Source organism: Hafnia psychrotolerans, assembly GCF_014639435.1.
GTDB lineage: Bacteria > Pseudomonadota > Gammaproteobacteria > Enterobacterales > Enterobacteriaceae > Ewingella > Ewingella psychrotolerans.
The window spans coordinates 396,527-412,621 of the sequence record NZ_BMFZ01000001.1 but is presented as its reverse complement, the minus strand read 5'-3'; the positions used below and the strand labels follow the sequence as shown (position 1 = coordinate 412,621).

The window sequence follows — 16,095 nt, the reverse complement described above, 5'->3', positions numbered from 1 at the left end:
AGTCTTCAAAATAAATACGGTGAGATGTGCTCTGCATCGCGTGCTAAGCAAGTAGAGTAATCTATGCTGGTAGGAAGTGTTCGCGCATGCATTCAAACAGTTAAGGAGCCAGCCTATGCAAATATTGATAACCGGTGCCACCGGTCTCATCGGACGCAGACTCACCGAGCGCCTTCTGGGCCAATCGCATCAGATCACCGTATTGACACGCACACCTGAAAGGGCTGCTAAAATCCTCGGCCCGGAAGTGCTTCTGTGGAAGACGCTTGACGATAAAACGTCACTCAATGGCTTTGACGCAGTGATCAATCTGGCAGGAGAACCCATTGCCGACAAGCGCTGGACCAAAGAGCAGAAACAGAAATTATGCGACAGCCGCTGGAAAGTCACTGAACGCCTGGCGACATTGATCAATGCCAGCCAGAACCCGCCACCGGTGTTTGTATCCGGTTCAGCAATCGGTTATTACGGTGATCAAAGGCAAGCCTTGGTGCCGGAGGACGAACCGCCTAATAAGCAATTTACCTGGCAGCTTTGTGAGCGCTGGGAAGCGCTGGCCCTGGCTGCTGAAAGTGACCGTACCCGCGTGTGTCTACTGCGGACGGGTGTCGTATTGGCGAAAAGAGGTGGGGCGTTGGCAAAAATGGTCCTGCCCTTCCGCGCCGGTCTTGGCGGCCCGTTAGGTGACGGCCAACAGTACATGCCGTGGATCCACCTCGACGACATGGTAAACGGCATTATTTTCCTGCTGATGCACGAAACGCTCAGCGGTCCTTTCAATATGGTTTCTCCCTACCCGGCACGTAACGAACAATTCAGCGCCCTGCTCGGCGAGGTTCTGCACCGTCCGGCCTTTATGCGCGTTCCTGCGGGGCTCATCAGGTTGTTGATGGGCGAATCCGCCGTTCTGGTCCTCGGCGGACAGCGGGCCGTTCCGCAACGGTTGGAAGATGCTGGGTTTACATATAGTCATCAGGAGTTGAAAGCAGCACTGGAGGATCTACTGGCGGAGTGAAGAATACGTTGTTTTATCCCGCCTGGCCGGCTGAGCACCGCGGCTTGTAAACTCAACGTCAAAAGGTGGAGTTGATACCTAAACCGGCGTTAAGAGGTGCCAATCGCAGCACCTCTTAAATATCTCCTGCGCTTTAACTGCGCGCTTGGCGAAATCGAGGTGGCCGGGCTTCAAGCATCACGTCTATAAGCGCTAAGGCACAGTCAACAATAGAACCGCTGAAGATTTTCAGCCTGACGCCATGTTGTGCGTCAGGCTGAGGAATTGCACAATAAAACCCGCAGATGACATTAGTTCCAGCGTTTATCAGCCCAGCTTTTTTGCTGCCACGGCGTGAGAAACGTCCAGGCGACAAAACGGCTGATCTTATTGCCTTGTGTCATTTCGACGGTACGCACATCGGTGGCTTCCAGTTCTTCCAGCGCTTCGTAAATCAGTGGCAGCGTGGTTTTTTTAGAAATCAGAACGGTGAACCACAAGCAATTATTACGTTTTTCAGCACTCTCTTCCGCCATACGCACCACAAAGGACTCTTCACCGCCTTCACACCATAACTCGTTGTGCTGGCCACCGAAATTCAATTCAGCCTTGCCGGTGCGACGATCGATGCCGAGATTCTGACGCTTACGTTGACTGCTGCCTGCCGCTTCTTCTGCGGAACCGTGGAATGGCGGGTTACACAGCACCGCATCATAACGCTCGTCGTGACGGATAATCGTGTCAAAAATACGCGGTGGTTTTGCCTGTAAACGAAAACGGACCTGGTTGGTCAGCAGCGGATTGGTCGCAACAATTTTCTTCGCCGCCGCCATCGAAGTGGCATCAATCTCACTGGCGGTGAAACGCCAACCATATTCGCGCAGGCCGATAATGGGATAGATACAGTTAGCGCCTACACCGATATCCAGAATAGCAATGTCTTTGCCTTTCGGGATTTCACCCTGATTGCTACCCGCCAATAAATCGGCCAGGTGATGCACGTAGTCCGCGCGCCCCGGAATAGGCGGGCAGAGATAATCGGCAGGGATTTCCCAGTTTTCAATCTGATAGAAATGACGCAGCAAAGCCCGGTTCAATGCTTTGACCGCCAGAGGTGCAGCGAAATCCACCGACAGATCGCCCCATTTATTTTCAGAGACAAACGGCTCAAGCTCAGGGCTGCTGGCAATCAGGGCCGGGAAGTCATAGCGGCTGCGGTGGCGGTTGCGCGGATGCAGGCCGCTTTTTTCTTGCGGGAAGATTTTTTTGTTTTCCACCTGAATGACTCTCCGGAGTATTTTATGAAAAAATAATTTTATAAATCGTATAGGGTGATGAAAAGACGGGTCTTGCGAATGAAAACCAACCTGTCGTAATTTCTGGCGCGTAAGATAACACAAACCGCCCACCTCTGCCGGACACTGACGGGCAGAGGTGCAGAAAAACGATTAACGTGCCAACCAACACCCCCACTATCGCGCCACAGAGGAACACTATGAGCATAGACGAACGTTATTATTATGAACCTTCCGCGGGTCACGGCCTGCCACATGACCCGTTTAATGCCATCGTTGGACCTCGCCCTATCGGCTGGGTCGCATCACGCAATACCGCGGGTCAGCGCAACCTCGCGCCCTACAGCTTCTTCAACGCATTTAATTATCATCCACCCATTATTGGTTTTGCCAGTATCGGCTGGAAAGATAGTGTGGCAAACATCGTGGAAACCGGCGAATTCGTCTGGAACCTCACCACCCGCTCGTTGTTGGAAAAGATGAACCAAAGTTCAGTTTCCCTGCCACGCGACGGTGATGAGTTTGAATTTTCCGGCCTGACACCGCGCCCCGGCCGCATCGTCGCCGCAGATTGTGTCGCGGAAAGCCCGGTTAATTTTGAGTGCAAACTCACGCAATGCATTCAGTTGCAAAGTGCAGCCGGAGAAAAAGTCGATACCTGGCTGGTTCTCGGTGAAGTCGTCGCGGTGCACATCGCAACAGATTTGCTGATTGACGGGGTTTACCAGACGGCGCTGGCTGAACCCGTGCTGCGAGCCGGTGGCCCGACCGCCTACTACGGCATATCTGAGGAGAATCGATTTGACCTGATTCGCCCTGACGCCCGCTAAATTCTGCGATAAAAAAGCGCGGGATTCGTCCCGCGCCCGCTGATCTGACAGTGATTACTTCCCTAAATATGTTTGCTCGACAAAATCAGCGAAGTCCTGACACATCGCGTCATCGCCATCGGCGCTGTCCGCCAGTACACGGTTGCCATCCACGACGCGGATATGCACGTTGAGGTCGAAATCGGCCACCGGCTGTTCACGCTGCGCTGCCCGTCTGATCGTCTCCTGTGCCTCTTCCCATGCCACGTCTACGGTCTGGTTACATACCTGCGCAAGATAATCTGGGTTAAAGCCTTCGCCGGTCAGACGACGCAAAGTCTCATCATGGCTGATGCTATTACCCGGCGACCAATAATGTTTCGCCAGATCGGGGCCGATGGCAGGATTATCTGTTAGGTAACCATCGCGTTTCAGGAAGAAGGCGCGAGTCTGTTCTACCGCCATCAGTGCCAGCAGGTATCCCTGATAAGAGCAGGCGGACTCCATCGACAACAGATGCGGAATGGCCAGCGTCGGGCGCGGGCTGCCGGTAACCCCCAGAATGTGCGTTTCGACATCGCGGGCCAGCGCCAGCATGGCTTCTGGTGTGCGTTTCTCATCCGGCCATTGATAAAGCTGCCATTCAAAATAAGGCACCAGCAAAATATGGCGCTCGTTGAACGCACGCATCGGCTGACGGGCGGCAATGTTGTCGTGGATCAGCGTATCCGGCACCGGTTCTCCAGCGGCGTTTTTCGCATAACGTTTCAGCCAGTCGGCATCATCGAGCAGGCTGTCGCAGAACATGGATTGCGTTTCCGCATAAGCCATTGAGGTCGGTGGGAATTCTTGCGAGAAACAGGGGGCATTTTGTCGGATATTAGCAAAGTGCGCCGCGTGTCCGCCTTCGTGGAACAGCGTATTCAGCCCGCTCGCCCCACTGCCCAGTTGATCCGGTTTCGCCAGACTGGTGAAGTTGATCTCGCCGGGGACCCATTTACCCTGATCATAAAATGCCGGTACCGGGCTGTGCATAAAGCCGTTCTCATATTTGCCTTCGCGAACCAGCAAATCGAGCTGCATATCGGCACCATTGAAGCCAATGTTCAGGCGTTTGAAACTGTCGAGCCAGCGGCGCAGAGAGTCAGCAAAAGGAAAGTAAGGATCGAGCTGGCGGGTAACGTCGCCGGCGCTGGCAAAGCGGATGTTCCATGGTAATAATGCCGCATCCCCCTCTCGCGCCACCAGTTCATTGAGACTGCGCACATTGCCTTCACGCGTCTGCTCTTCGAAACGATCAAGAATGGCGAACAGTTGTTCCGGCGTCATACGCTCGGTTTTGTTCACTTTGTAATCGAAATAGTTGCGGAAGCCTAACTGACGCGCAAAGCGATTGCGCAGACCAATAAGCTCCGGTAAGCCGTTATGCAGCAACCACTCTTCCAGTTCGCGCAAGGCAATCTGCGAACTGCGGCGGTAAGACTCATTTTCATTGGTTGCCTGATTGGTCAGCAGCTCACCCAGCGAGGCGTTAACGCGTTCCCCTTTGGCATTGATGTGGGTCAGACGATGCTGTTTACGTTTGGCGTAGAGGGCAGACTCAGCCTGAATAATCTCATCCAGCAGCGCTTGTGCTTTGGAATCTTCGATCGCATTGCAGTCAAAAAAACGATACCAGCCTTGCAGGCCGTGCAGCAGGGCTTTGCCATCGTCGTCGAGGGTCTGTTTTTCCAGTCCGGAAATCAGTTCACGCAGCTCGCTCAGGCGGGAAGGTTCGGCGATAAAACGTTTATAGGCGGTTTCAGCCGCTGAGAATTCAGCAGAAACATTCTCATCGCCGGTACCCATATAATTTTGCCAGAACAGGTTTTCTTTGGTTTTGTGGACGTTGAGGTAGTCGTGATTCAGGGCGTTAAAATAGTCTTGAGGCTTTTTCATGCAATCTTCTCTACTGAAAGTTAACGAGATTATGCATTGAGTGTAAAGTGAGCTAGCGGTTCTGTCGATGTCACAAAACCGCTAAAGGTGCTGGCGGGGTCATGCGGAGGCAAATCAGTTTTTCTTAACGAACTCGGATTTCAGTTTCATCTGCCCAAAACCATCAATCTTGCAATCGATGTTGTGGTCACCTTCGCATAAACGGATGCCTTTCACTTTGGTGCCAATCTTCAGCATCGAAGAGCTGCCTTTAACTTTCAGGTCTTTAATGACGGTGACTGAATCGCCATCCACCAGTATATTACCGTTAGCGTCAACGACCACCAGCGCGTCATCTTGAGCTTCAGTATCGCCTTCCAGTGACCAGACATGTCCACATTCAGGACAATTCAGCATCGCACCATCCTGCCAGGTAAATTCAGAACTGCAGCTTGGGCATTTAGGTAACTGTTCCATGGATAAACCTCGTTAAATTGGTTTTAAAAAATGAGTAAAATCAGTATTTAAAGCTTTAATACTGGGTATTTTACCTTTTAATACGCAATTTTGATAGTGAGTGACCTAATTCTGCTTTTAAATTCAAAATGTCGGGCTGCCGCCCAAACCGGCTTTACATGCAACTTCAAGGTCAAGACCTTGGGTTGTCATCCAAACCGGCTTTAGATTCAACTTCAAGGTCAAGGCCTTGGGTTGCCACCCAAACTGGCTTTAGATTCAACTTCAAGGTCACAACCTTGGGCTGACGCCCAAACCGGCTTTAGATTCAATTTTAAGGTCAAGACCTTGGGTTGCCACCCAAACTGGCCTCAAGGGTGGCTTATCGCCACCACCCTTGAGAATCCCGGGCTCTTTTAAAAACAGCAGCTGCGCAAGTTGGGATGGACGTGTTCCAGTGACCCCAGTGATAGCCGCAAAATGGCGCCGCTTAGGCGGTGTCTTCGCTGCGGGTTCCAACCCGCGTAAAAAGACACGCGGTTTTCCACCTCTGGCTCAGCGCCATTTTTGAATGCGGCCTTGGCTTTTTAAAAACGAAATCCAGCTCTGGATTTTGCCTTGCGGTTGGGGTTGGGGTTGGGGTTGGGGTTAGAATTTTAAAGAAGCTTCGGCCGTGTTCAAAATGTCACTGGCAAGTCGGTGGAGAGACAACATCTTTACCGTTGGCTTGAACCCGCAGCCGGGAAACCCGAAGGGCTGACATTTTACGGCGATAACGACAATCCCTGAAACACGGCCATGGTGACCCGCGCAGCAGCGAAAACCTCATGAAAGAACTCGGGAGTCCAGAGGGCGGCGACGACGGGCCGCCCTCTGGACGGTGTGGGCCGATGCCCACAACCTTGAACTTGAATTGAAATTTTACTTAGGCTTTTCCCAAAAGCCTAAAACACCTGCTCTATAATCATCCGCGCTTCCGCCATATCCCCCGATATTCCGGTGGCCACCAAACAACAAACCAACTGATTAGAGATAGCCTGCGGAATAGCCCGTTGCCCGTTCAGGCACTCCTGGGTGAAGGCCACGGTGGCAGCAACCTCTTTTGATACAGGCAGTTCGACATTAGCGAATTCCTGCTTCTCAATGAGGATCTCCTGCGCGCCGTTGGCGATCAAATAGACGGGTGGACTACGCAGTGGGTTGGCATAAACTTCACCTTCCGTTCCCTGCGAGAGCAAAGCGCGCCCATCGACCTGACTGAAGAACGACGATACTTTCTGAATATATTCCGGGTGCGACACACTCGACAAACGCAGCGATGCTTGTCCGGCAAAAGGCGTGATCAATTTTGCCAGCGTATGGCTGCTATTCCGCACACCCATTTTCCAACGTAGCGCAAGCTGCTTGTCTATCGGCGCGCACAGCACCGATATAGGGACGAAAACCGGCAGACGCCCTGCATCAAGCTGCTGTTGTGCCTGCTCTTGGTTATGCGCCGCTCCGACGCCCAGCGCGCGTAAGATCTCGGCGCTGGTGATCCGTGTTGGGTCTTCATCCACACCGTGAACCAGTACCGGCAGCCCGAGTTTACTGAGCAGCATCGCCAACAGTGGCGTCAGGTTGGCCTGTTTACGTGCACCATTATAGGTAGGGATCACCACCGGCATTGGACCTTCTGCTGGAGTTTGAAGTCGCATCACCTGCTCCTCCATCGCCTGATAAAACCCCAGCATTTCCTCTTCTGACTCGCCTTTAATGCGCAGGGCGATAAGCAGAGCGCCAAGCTGCAAATCAGGCACCGCACCAGCCAGCATGTCACGGTACAGCGCCAGCGCCTGTTCACGATCCAGATCACGGGCGTGATTCTTCCCGCGACCCACTTCTTTGATAAACCTGGTGTAGTCCATGGCCCCGCCATTAATCAATATCGAATGCTGCCAGCATAACTCAGTCGCACACAGGGGAAAACGCCCGTCGCGGGCTCATTTCAGAGAATTGGCCTTCGCCATGCTGCTTGCCAGCCCGCTTTGTGGGCCTTGATGTTCGCGCAACCCCTGAATGACACCGCTGACATCTTCCCGCGTACGGTTCTGGTTGAGCTTCCACTTACCTTCTGTCTTGCGCGCTATCAGCTCAATACCAACAATACCTTTGAGCTGCGCCGCGATGAAGTTTTCCGGCGCATCGCTCACTGACCACGGCTCACGCTGTCCACCTTCGTGTACAGTGGTGAGTTCATGCAGCAACGTCAGCAGCCAGTCGCTGTTGTCGATTAGGGTCGCTTCGCCGCTCACCTGCACGGTGATGTAATTCCAGGTCGGTACCGTTTTCCCGCCATTTTGCTTTTTCGACGGATACCACGATGGCGAGACATACCCTTCTTCTCCCTGAAACACCACCATGCACTGGCCGTCAGCCGCCAAAGATTTCCATTGCGCATTGCCACGCGACAGGTGCGCACGCAAGGTGAGTTGCCCAGCCGTGTCGATGTCGACTAAAAAAGGTATAGGGTTGGCTTCGAAGCCGTCAGGCCCGTGGGTGATCAGCAACCCCAGCGGATACTGGCGGATAAGCTCCGCCTGCACCTGGATATCATCTTGTTTGAATGCAGTGGGTAAATACATCGGAGCCGTTCCTTGTTCATCCTTTATCAGAGAATTATTGATAATGCATGAACGAGGAAGAGTAAAGAGACGAAAGAAGGGGATTACACGAATACAGCACGCAAATTTATTTCGCTTTACGGCGACGCTTCACGGTTTTGGTGGCACTTTTGAGCCGATCGGGGCGTTTTACTGAACCCGGTTCTGGCATTTCCCGGTGCTCAATAGGGAATATTGGCAATGCGGCCAGCAGGCGTGATCCGTAATTTTTCGTGATCAACCTGCGGTCATAAATCACGATTTCGCCACGGCATTCATGGCTGCGGATCAACCGCCCTACTTGCTGTATCAGATTGAACGAAGCACTCGGTAAGCTTTGTACTTCGAACGGGTAACGCTTCAGGGTTTTCAGCCACTCACCTTCGGTCAGAATGACCGGACTGTCGATGGGAGGAAACGCGATTTTGTGAATGTGAACCTGTGTCAGCAGATCACCTTTCAGATCCAGTCCTTCAGCAAAAGATTGCAGGCCGACGAGTACGCTGGTGCTACCCGCTTCCACCCGTTTGCGGTGCTCTTCCACCAGCCGGTAGCGAGGCTGATCCCCTTGCACGAGCAGCATCAGGCGCAAATCAGGCAGCAGGCTGACAAACTGTTGTAGCGCACGGTTGCTGGCGAACAAAACCAATTGGCCTCTATGTAACCCTTTTGCCAGTTCGGCGCGGAAGAAATCAGCCATTTCCGCCAGATGTGCCGCTTCATTCGCCATCAACGGTTCATTTATCATCTGCGGAATCACCAGTTTGCCCTGTTCGATATGGTTGAACGGTGAGTCCAGGCTGACAAAGCGGTCACCGGCTTTCTCACTCAGACCACTAATCTCCTGCAGGCGGGAAAAACTGTTGAGTGAACGCAGCGTCGCTGAAGTGATCACCACGTGAGGTACCTTGCGCCAGAGCAATTTCTCGAGCTGTTCACTGACGCGGATGCCCACGCAGTGGAAAATCAGATGGCTCTGGTTATCGAAATAGTGACGCGTGACCCATTTGCCAATCGGCGCATTGGACGCTTTCTCCATCGACGCTAGCTTCCACAATTTGCTCATGGTTTCGAGGTAACCCTGCATGCGACTCATGTGCAAAATGGCGCGGTGCAGACGCATTATGTCGTGCTTGCCAGTCTTTTCACTCAGATCGTTAACCATGTACTCCGCCAGGCTGCGCAGACCGTCGGTCAGCTTGAACAACCGGGCACAGAGTTCGGTAAGTTCTGGTGGCAGCGCACCCATTTCAAATCGGTATTCTGCTTCCGGCACATCCTGCGGCAGAAACTGGCTCACCTGTTGCTCTATCAGCAGCAACAGTTCGCGCATTTCGGCACAATGTGTATGCAGACGTTCAGCATGGGTAAGCGGCGGTGGGTTTTTCGGTGTAAACAACGCCAGACATTGTTCAATCTGGCGAACAAAATTATCGAGTTGCAGATGATTCCACACCGCGCCGATCTCCGCCTCGACTTTGAGCGCATCGCGGGCTACGTCGGGCAGATGATGGCCTTCATCCAGTACCAGCAATAAATCCTTGGCTGGCGGAAGCACAGACTCTGACTCCAGTGCCGCCATCACCAGCGCGTGGTTGGTCACCACCACATCGGCGCTTTCAATTTCTTTGCGCGCCACGAAGTACGGGCACTCTTTGAAGTAATGGCAGTTGCGCCCGAGGCAGTTGGCTTTGTCAGTGCTGATTTTGGCCCACAGCGGATCCAGAATAGTCAGCTTGTAGTGATCGCGCAGACCATCCCACTCGTAGCGGGCCAGCGCGGTTTCCAGCGTTTTTGACAATTTCTGCTCTTCGCCACTCGAAGGTGCCAGTTCCTCACCCAGAAAAAGACCGAGATCGCCCTGTGCATTCTCATTACTCATCATCGACAGATTGCGCGGGCAGACATAGCGGCCTCGGCCAAAAGCGCCGGTGAATTTTAAATCTGGAATGATCTTTTTCAACAAAGGTAAATCTTTACTAAAAATTTGATCCTGCAGCGCCACATTGGCGGTACTGACAATCAGCGGTTTCTCCTCTTCGCGGCTGACCGCGATGCCGGGGATCAAATAGGACAGCGTTTTGCCGACACCCGTCGGTGCCTCGATCGCCAGATGGCGTGCGGAATCACCGGAGAATGCCTTCGCGACCTCAGCAATCATCTGACGCTGTGGTGCTCGAGAAATAAAGTCCGGGATTTGCTGTTGCAGGGCTTTGTACCACTGACTTATCTGATCTTTAACCGCGGGGGAAAGCGCCATTCATCTCTTATAAAGTTGCGTTGTTAAGGGAAAATCTGGCGGCCATTGTCCCACAGACCGGGCTGCGACGCAGCCCGAAATCGTGTTGCCTGACTCAAATGGCAGGATTCATTTATCGAATAAAAAGAAAGTTCATTTCTAATTGTCATAAATTGATCACATATGTACGGTAAAAAACCCTCGCTGAGAAAATTTCGAACTCACACGAAATGAATAGCAAAATGATGAATAGCGTCTTTCTACAAGACTTCATATAAAGCTTTCCAACCAAAGCTTTTAATAAAGAATGCAGGGTAAAAAAACATGAAACGTAAAATTCTGGCACTTTTAATTCCTGGTTTATTGATTGCATCAGGCGCACATGCAGCAGAAATTTATAATAAAGACGGCAACAAACTCGACCTATACGGGAAAGTAAAAGGTCTGCATTATTTCTCTGATTCAACAGGTAATGATGGCGACCAGAGTTATGTGCGTTTCGGTTTTAAAGGTCAGACGCAAATTAACGATCTGATCACCGGTTACGGCCAGTGGGAATATAACATCATGGCAAACCACGCCGAATCCGACAGCGCAACACCAAGCACCACGGGCACCAAAACGCGTCTGGGCTTTGCCGGTCTGAAATTCGGCCAATACGGTTCATTCGATTACGGCCGCAACTATGGCGCACTGTATGACGTCGAAGCCTGGACAGATATGTTCCCTGAGTTCGGTGGCGACGGTTACACCAAGGCTGACCGCTTCATGACTGGCCGTGCCAACGGTTTGGCAACTTACCGTAACCGCGGCTTCTTCGGTCTGGTTGATGGCCTGAATGTTGCTGTTCAGTACCAAGGTAAAAACGAAAACGACGGTCGTGGTAGCAGCACAGCAAACGGCGACGGTTATGCACTTTCTACCACTTACGCTCTGGGTGATACCGGCGTGAGTGTCGGTGGCGCTTATGCATCATCTGACCGTACTGTTGGCCAGAGCAACTCTGCCTACGGTAAAGGTGATAAGGCAGACGCATGGACAGGCGGCATGAAATATGATGCCAACGGTGTTTATTTAGCCGCTATGTATGCTGAAACCCGTAATATGGTCGCGATCACTGTCCCTACAGGTATTTCTGGCGCACCAGCTGGAAGCGGTTTTGCTAATAAAACGCAGACCGTTGAAGCTGTGGCACAATATCAATTCGACTTCGGCCTGCGCCCTTCCCTGGGTTATGTACAGACCAAGGGTAAAGATATTGAAGGCATCGGCGACGTTGACCTGGTTAAATATTTCGAGGTGGGCGCTACCTATTATTTCAACAAAAACATGTCAGCCTATGTTGATTATAAAATCAACCAACTGGATGACAACAACAAATTGGGTCTAAATACCGACGACGTTACTGCTGTTGGTTTGGTTTATCAGTTCTAAGATTGACCCGTGTGACCTTCACAAGTCCACACACCCCTCATTGATAAAATGTTACTCGTTTCATTATTCGCCGGGCTCATCCCCCGGCTTTTTTATTATTTGTGTCGCATGACCCGATTTTCACTCTTCACTAATCTTATGAATCTGCTAATGTTTTAAGGATTTTTCTTATAATGCGTAAAGGTGATAGTGAATGAAAAAGATGACGCTTTGTACCACCAGTGCATTGATCCTGCTGACACTGACCGGCTGTGCACAGCAAAAAACGGATGCTCAACAAAAGCTTAACGATCAATCTGTGATGGCGCTGAACTGGTTCCAACAGTCTGGTGAGTACCAGGCGCTAACCTATCAGGCATTCAATATCGCCACCGTGGCGTTTGATAATGCCAAGCCTCTCGACGGCAAACCCAAAGCCGTGGTCGTTGATCTCGACGAAACGATGATCGACAACAGCGCCTACAGCGCATGGCAGGTGAAAGCCAACAAGCCGTTTGACAGCAAAACCTGGTCAGAATGGACCTCGGCCAAACAGGCTCTGGCGGTTCCGGGGGCTGTTAATTTCGCTAATTATGTGAATTCCCATGGCGGCACGATGTTCTACGTGTCGAACCGAAAAACCAGCGAATACGCCGCTACCATGGAAAACCTCAAACGCCTTGGTTTCACTGGCGTAAACGAAAAAACCTTGTTGCTGAGTAGCAATACGTCCAACAAACAGACGCGCTTCGACTCAATTAAAGCCGCGGGCTACAACATTGTTCTCTACGCCGGAGACAACCTGAATGACTTTGGCTCGGCGACGTATCATAAAGACAATACCCAGCGCCGCGCCTTTGTGAACCAGAACCACAGCCAGTTCGGCACACAGTACATCGTATTGCCAAACCCGCTGTACGGTGACTGGGAAAGTGGCCTCGCGGCGGATTACAACAAGCTGACGCCAGAGCAGAAACTCAAGGTTCGTGAGGCGAACTTACGGGTATGGAGTGGGAAATAAGCGTTAAAAAGCAGAGAAACGTTTTTTAAGGTCAAAACCTTGGGTTGCCACCCAAACCGGCCTGAAGGTCAAGGTCGTGGGCGTCGGCCCACACCGGGGTAAGGGGATTGAAACGAATCCCCTTACCCATCCCGCGTTTTATTCACTCCGTTGCTGCGCAAGTTGAAACGGACGTGTTCCAGTTACCCCATGTGATAGCCGCAAAATGTCAGCCCTACGGGCTTCCCGGCTGCGGGTTCGAGCCAACGGTAAAGATGTTGTCTTTCCACCGACTTGCTGGTGACATTTTGAACGTGGCCGAAGCTTTTCTAAATTCAAAACCGGCATGGTGATTGACCTTCAAAAGTCGAGGCCGCATTCAAAAATGAGGCAGACGGAAAGGTGCAAAACCGCGCGTCTTTTGGCGCGGGTTGGAACCTGAACAGAGGGAACCGCCTAAGCGGCGACATTTTGCGGCTATCACTTTGGCGCCTGAAACACGGTCATTGTGACCTGCGCAGCTGCTGTTTTTAAGAGCCGGAGATTATTAAGAGGCGCGGCGATAGGCGCTTCTTAAGGCCAGTTTGGGTGGCAACCCAATGTCTTGAATTTAAATTTAAAGAATCTTGTACATCACTGTTGTCGGTTCCAGCTCCCCGTCCGTCGACATCGCATAGGCTGGAATTCGTCCCGAAATCTCATACCCCAGCGAAGTGTATAAGCTCTCGGCGGCACCGCCAGAAATCGTGTCCAGCACCAGCAGGGTTTTGCCTGCGCTGCGCGCGACAAGCTCGATGGCCACCATCAATGAACGGGCGATACCCAGACGGCGGGCGTCGGGGTGGACCATCAGTTTATTCACATCAGCACGGTGAATGCCATTGGCGGGCTGGCTGACGGCAAGCTGCACCGTGCCGATAATCTTGCCGTTTAGCCGCGCCACCAGCAACCGGCGCTCTCCGGAAGTGAATGCAGGAATGAGTTTCAGCCAAAATGCCAGCGCTTGTTGATGCCCGAAAGGTGGAATAAAACCGATACTCGCTCCCTGCGCCACTGCCTGATCCAGCATCTCGGCCAGTTGATTCAGATCATCGGCACTGAGGGCACCGTCACACACTTCGCTCACAACCACTTCATTTTGTTTAGACATGCTGTTGGCCTCAGGGATCACTGGCTGGAGGATATTAAGGTCGGGAAATGACAATCGCATAGTACGCATCTTCCGGGCCGGGAACGTGAAATGATGAAGTGATGTACAGAGGGAATCAAGGGATATCTGACAAGCTCTGATAAGGGTCTAAGTTGTACAAGGATAATAAACTTGTACAAGTTTCCTCATTACAGCTAGAGTAAACATTAACGGTATGAATATTTCGGAAAACTTATGTCTTTGTACAGCATCGGCGAGGTGGCTCGCATTTGTGGTATCAATCCCGTCACTCTCCGCGCGTGGCAGCGACGCTATGGTCTGCTTAAACCGCAGCGCAGCGAAGGTGGCCACCGGTTGTTTGATGACAGCGATCTCGACACTATTCGCATCATTTTGTCGTGGATCAACCGTGGCGTGCCGGTCGGACAGGTAAAAGCCCTGCTGGAAGGTAAAGTGGAACCGGTGCCGACCGGCTGGTCGCAGTCGGAACATCGGCTGCTGGACGCGTTGCAAAACAGCAGTATGCAGAAAGTCCGTCAGTTGCTCAGTGAATTGGGGCGCGATTACCCGGCGAACGCGCTGGTTAATAACGTTTTGCGCCCGCTGCGTGCCCGGCTCGGATCCGGTGGCCCGTCATTGATGCTGTTACGCAATTTGCTGGATGGCATCCTGATTGAACACGCAGTGATGTGTCTGAATGCCGCCCGTAAAAAAACCGGTGTGCGAGTCGTGCTGTTGGGATGGGGATCGATAGACAGCATTGAACTTTGGCTTGAAGCCATTATTCGCAGTGAAGAAGAAGGTGTACAGATTGACCTGCTGCCACAACCGCTTGAAGAACCCCATCTGGATAACATTCACGCGCACCAGATTCTGTTGTGGTCCGAAGGACGCCTGACCCGTTTGCAGAAAAACAAACTCGCACAGTGGCATGCTCAGGGCCTCCCAGTCGACCTGCTCGGAAGCGCGGCACTGCTTACTGAATCAGCCCCTCACCAAGGAGACGACCATGACTTACAGCAGTGTTGATATTAATGAATCGATGGAGACGCTTGAGCGGCTGGCTGATTTTTATCGTCGTCTCGATGTCAGTCAGCTACCCCGGTTGTCGCAGATTTATCACCCGCAGATTAAATTTATTGATCCCGTCGGTCAGCATGACGGCCTGGCGTCGCTGGAACATTATTTCCGGCAGTTGCTCAAAACCGTGAACTCTTGCCGTTTTGATATCCAGCACATACATCGGCACGGCAGCGAAGCCACACTGTTATGGCGTATGGATTATTCACATCCTTCGCTCCAAAAGGGGCAAGACCTGTCCCTGGATGGCATCAGCCATTTGCGCCAGGCCGATGGCCTGATTATCTATCAGCGCGATTATTACGATATGGGTGCCATGTTGTATGAGCATGTTCCACTGCTGGGAACGGCCGTCAAGGCGTTGAAGGAGAGATTGAAATCATGAGCCATGTTTTGATCACCGGTGCCAGTTCAGGCATCGGCAAGCAGCTCACACTGGACTACGCCGCCGACGGTTGGAAAGTCACCGCCTGCGGCCGTGATCCCGCCAAACTTGAGGCACTCCGCGCAACCAACCCAAAGATCAATACACTGACTTTCGATATGACCGATCTGGCGTTAACCCGTCAGTCACTGGCATGGGTTCAGGCTGATGTCATTATTCTCTGCGCCGGAACCTGCGAATATCTGGACAACGGCGTGGTCGATGCCGAGAAAGTGTCTCGGGTAATGAATACGAATGTGATTGGCCCCATCAACTGCCTTGACGCGCTACTGCCGGGTTTACAAACCGGCGCACGTGTCGTGTTAGTGGGTTCGACCGCTTCACTGGTGCCTTTGCCACGGGCGGAAGCCTATGGCGCATCCAAAGCTGCATTAGCCTATTTTGCACGCTCTTTGGCGCTTGATCTGGTTCCTCGAGGGATTCACGTTTCATTTGTGATGCCCGGGTTTGTTAAAACGCCGCTGACAGAGCGCAATGACTTCCCGATGCCGATGATGGTCACCGTCGAGAAAGCCTCTAAATATATCCGTGATGGGTTGGCCCGCGGGGCAAGTGAAATTGCCTTCCCGCCGCTGTTTGCCCTGTTGCTAAAAACGGTCGCTCTGCTGCCTCTGGCGTGGCAGAAGCGACTGGCTCAACGGTTGGTGAGGTAACC

General features: G+C 52.2%; 14 protein-coding genes. 7 read left to right on the top strand and 7 right to left on the bottom strand.

Going from position 1 to position 16,095, the window contains the following annotated elements; genetic code table 11:
- Nucleotides 1-115: 115 nt before the first annotated feature.
- Nucleotides 116-1,015, top strand: coding sequence for a TIGR01777 family oxidoreductase (locus IEV89_RS01930; protein WP_188469859.1), 900 nt, complete (start codon nucleotides 116-118; stop codon nucleotides 1,013-1,015).
- Nucleotides 1,016-1,305: 290 nt separating this feature from the next.
- Here the strand turns inward: IEV89_RS01930 and rlmF are convergent, their stop codons facing one another.
- A complete protein-coding gene (rlmF, locus tag IEV89_RS01925) occupies nucleotides 1,306-2,271 on the bottom strand; it encodes a 23S rRNA (adenine(1618)-N(6))-methyltransferase RlmF (RefSeq protein WP_188469857.1) in 966 nt (321 codons plus the stop codon).
- A 218-nt stretch (nucleotides 2,272-2,489) separates the two neighbouring features.
- Between rlmF and IEV89_RS01920 the strand changes: the two genes are divergently transcribed.
- Complete coding sequence (locus tag IEV89_RS01920) at nucleotides 2,490-3,119, top strand: flavin reductase family protein (RefSeq protein ID WP_188469855.1); 630 nt, start codon at nucleotides 2,490-2,492, stop codon at nucleotides 3,117-3,119.
- Between the two features lie 54 nt (nucleotides 3,120-3,173).
- On the opposite strand, the gene IEV89_RS01915 is transcribed toward IEV89_RS01920, so the two are convergent.
- The 5 genes from IEV89_RS01915 to dinG form a co-directional block, all read right to left on the bottom strand.
- A complete protein-coding gene (locus tag IEV89_RS01915; protein ID WP_188469853.1) occupies nucleotides 3,174-5,036 on the bottom strand; it encodes a M3 family metallopeptidase in 1,863 nt (620 codons plus the stop codon).
- Between the two features lie 114 nt (nucleotides 5,037-5,150).
- Nucleotides 5,151-5,492 (bottom strand): zinc ribbon domain-containing protein YjdM, encoded by a 342-nt coding sequence (locus IEV89_RS01910; protein ID WP_188469851.1) that lies wholly within the window; start codon nucleotides 5,490-5,492, stop codon nucleotides 5,151-5,153.
- Between the two features lie 923 nt (nucleotides 5,493-6,415).
- The gene (gene ybiB, locus IEV89_RS01905; RefSeq protein ID WP_188469849.1) at nucleotides 6,416-7,378 is read right to left on the bottom strand and encodes a DNA-binding protein YbiB; all 963 of its coding nucleotides are present in this window, start codon (nucleotides 7,376-7,378) and stop codon (nucleotides 6,416-6,418) included.
- 75 nt (nucleotides 7,379-7,453) lie between these two features.
- Nucleotides 7,454-8,095, bottom strand: coding sequence for an FMN-binding negative transcriptional regulator (locus IEV89_RS01900; RefSeq protein ID WP_188469847.1), 642 nt, complete (start codon nucleotides 8,093-8,095; stop codon nucleotides 7,454-7,456).
- A 106-nt stretch (nucleotides 8,096-8,201) separates the two neighbouring features.
- A complete protein-coding gene (gene dinG, locus IEV89_RS01895) occupies nucleotides 8,202-10,373 on the bottom strand; it encodes an ATP-dependent DNA helicase DinG (protein ID WP_188469845.1) in 2,172 nt (723 codons plus the stop codon).
- A 303-nt stretch (nucleotides 10,374-10,676) separates the two neighbouring features.
- Between dinG and ompC the strand changes: the two genes are divergently transcribed.
- Together ompC and IEV89_RS01885 are read left to right on the top strand one after the other, a co-directional pair.
- A complete protein-coding gene (gene ompC / locus IEV89_RS01890; protein ID WP_188469843.1) occupies nucleotides 10,677-11,786 on the top strand; it encodes a porin OmpC in 1,110 nt (369 codons plus the stop codon).
- 193 nt (nucleotides 11,787-11,979) lie between these two features.
- Nucleotides 11,980-12,786: a 5'-nucleotidase, lipoprotein e(P4) family gene (locus tag IEV89_RS01885; RefSeq protein WP_188469841.1), complete on the top strand. Its 807-nt coding sequence runs from the start codon at nucleotides 11,980-11,982 to the stop codon at nucleotides 12,784-12,786.
- A 595-nt stretch (nucleotides 12,787-13,381) separates the two neighbouring features.
- Here IEV89_RS01885 and IEV89_RS01880 read toward each other — a convergent pair.
- Nucleotides 13,382-13,915, bottom strand: a complete 534-nt coding sequence (locus IEV89_RS01880; protein WP_188469839.1) for a GNAT family N-acetyltransferase — start codon at nucleotides 13,913-13,915, stop codon at nucleotides 13,382-13,384.
- A 234-nt stretch (nucleotides 13,916-14,149) separates the two neighbouring features.
- On the opposite strand from IEV89_RS01880, the gene IEV89_RS01875 reads away from it, so the two are divergent.
- Genes IEV89_RS01875 through IEV89_RS01865 form a run of 3 tightly spaced genes read left to right on the top strand, consistent with a single transcriptional unit; the run spans nucleotide 14,150 to nucleotide 16,093 of the window.
- Nucleotides 14,150-14,944: a MerR family transcriptional regulator gene (locus tag IEV89_RS01875; RefSeq protein ID WP_188469837.1), complete on the top strand. Its 795-nt coding sequence runs from the start codon at nucleotides 14,150-14,152 to the stop codon at nucleotides 14,942-14,944.
- Nucleotides 14,925-15,380 (top strand): nuclear transport factor 2 family protein, encoded by a 456-nt coding sequence (locus tag IEV89_RS01870; RefSeq protein ID WP_229746335.1) that lies wholly within the window; start codon nucleotides 14,925-14,927, stop codon nucleotides 15,378-15,380. The genes IEV89_RS01875 and IEV89_RS01870 overlap by 20 nt, the downstream gene beginning before the upstream one ends.
- Nucleotides 15,377-16,093: an SDR family NAD(P)-dependent oxidoreductase gene (locus IEV89_RS01865; protein ID WP_188469834.1), complete on the top strand. Its 717-nt coding sequence runs from the start codon at nucleotides 15,377-15,379 to the stop codon at nucleotides 16,091-16,093. Before IEV89_RS01870 ends, IEV89_RS01865 begins: the two co-directional genes overlap by 4 nt.
- Nucleotides 16,094-16,095 lie beyond the last annotated feature (2 nt).

Coding starts and splice junctions, on each gene's coding strand:
- IEV89_RS01930 (WP_188469859.1), top strand. CDS start 116: ATGCAAATATTGATAACCGGTGCCACCGGTCTCATCGGACGCAGACTC.
- IEV89_RS01920 (WP_188469855.1), top strand. CDS start 2,490: ATGAGCATAGACGAACGTTATTATTATGAACCTTCCGCGGGTCACGGC.
- IEV89_RS01915 (WP_188469853.1), bottom strand. CDS start 5,036: ATGAAAAAGCCTCAAGACTATTTTAACGCCCTGAATCACGACTACCTC.
- IEV89_RS01910 (WP_188469851.1), bottom strand. CDS start 5,492: ATGGAACAGTTACCTAAATGCCCAAGCTGCAGTTCTGAATTTACCTGG.
- ybiB (WP_188469849.1), bottom strand. CDS start 7,378: ATGGACTACACCAGGTTTATCAAAGAAGTGGGTCGCGGGAAGAATCAC.
- IEV89_RS01900 (WP_188469847.1), bottom strand. CDS start 8,095: ATGTATTTACCCACTGCATTCAAACAAGATGATATCCAGGTGCAGGCG.
- dinG (WP_188469845.1), bottom strand. CDS start 10,373: ATGGCGCTTTCCCCCGCGGTTAAAGATCAGATAAGTCAGTGGTACAAA.
- ompC (WP_188469843.1), top strand. CDS start 10,677: ATGAAACGTAAAATTCTGGCACTTTTAATTCCTGGTTTATTGATTGCA.
- IEV89_RS01885 (WP_188469841.1), top strand. CDS start 11,980: ATGAAAAAGATGACGCTTTGTACCACCAGTGCATTGATCCTGCTGACA.
- IEV89_RS01880 (WP_188469839.1), bottom strand. CDS start 13,915: ATGTCTAAACAAAATGAAGTGGTTGTGAGCGAAGTGTGTGACGGTGCC.
- IEV89_RS01875 (WP_188469837.1), top strand. CDS start 14,150: ATGTCTTTGTACAGCATCGGCGAGGTGGCTCGCATTTGTGGTATCAAT.
- IEV89_RS01870 (WP_229746335.1), top strand. CDS start 14,925: ATGACTTACAGCAGTGTTGATATTAATGAATCGATGGAGACGCTTGAG.
- IEV89_RS01865 (WP_188469834.1), top strand. CDS start 15,377: ATGAGCCATGTTTTGATCACCGGTGCCAGTTCAGGCATCGGCAAGCAG.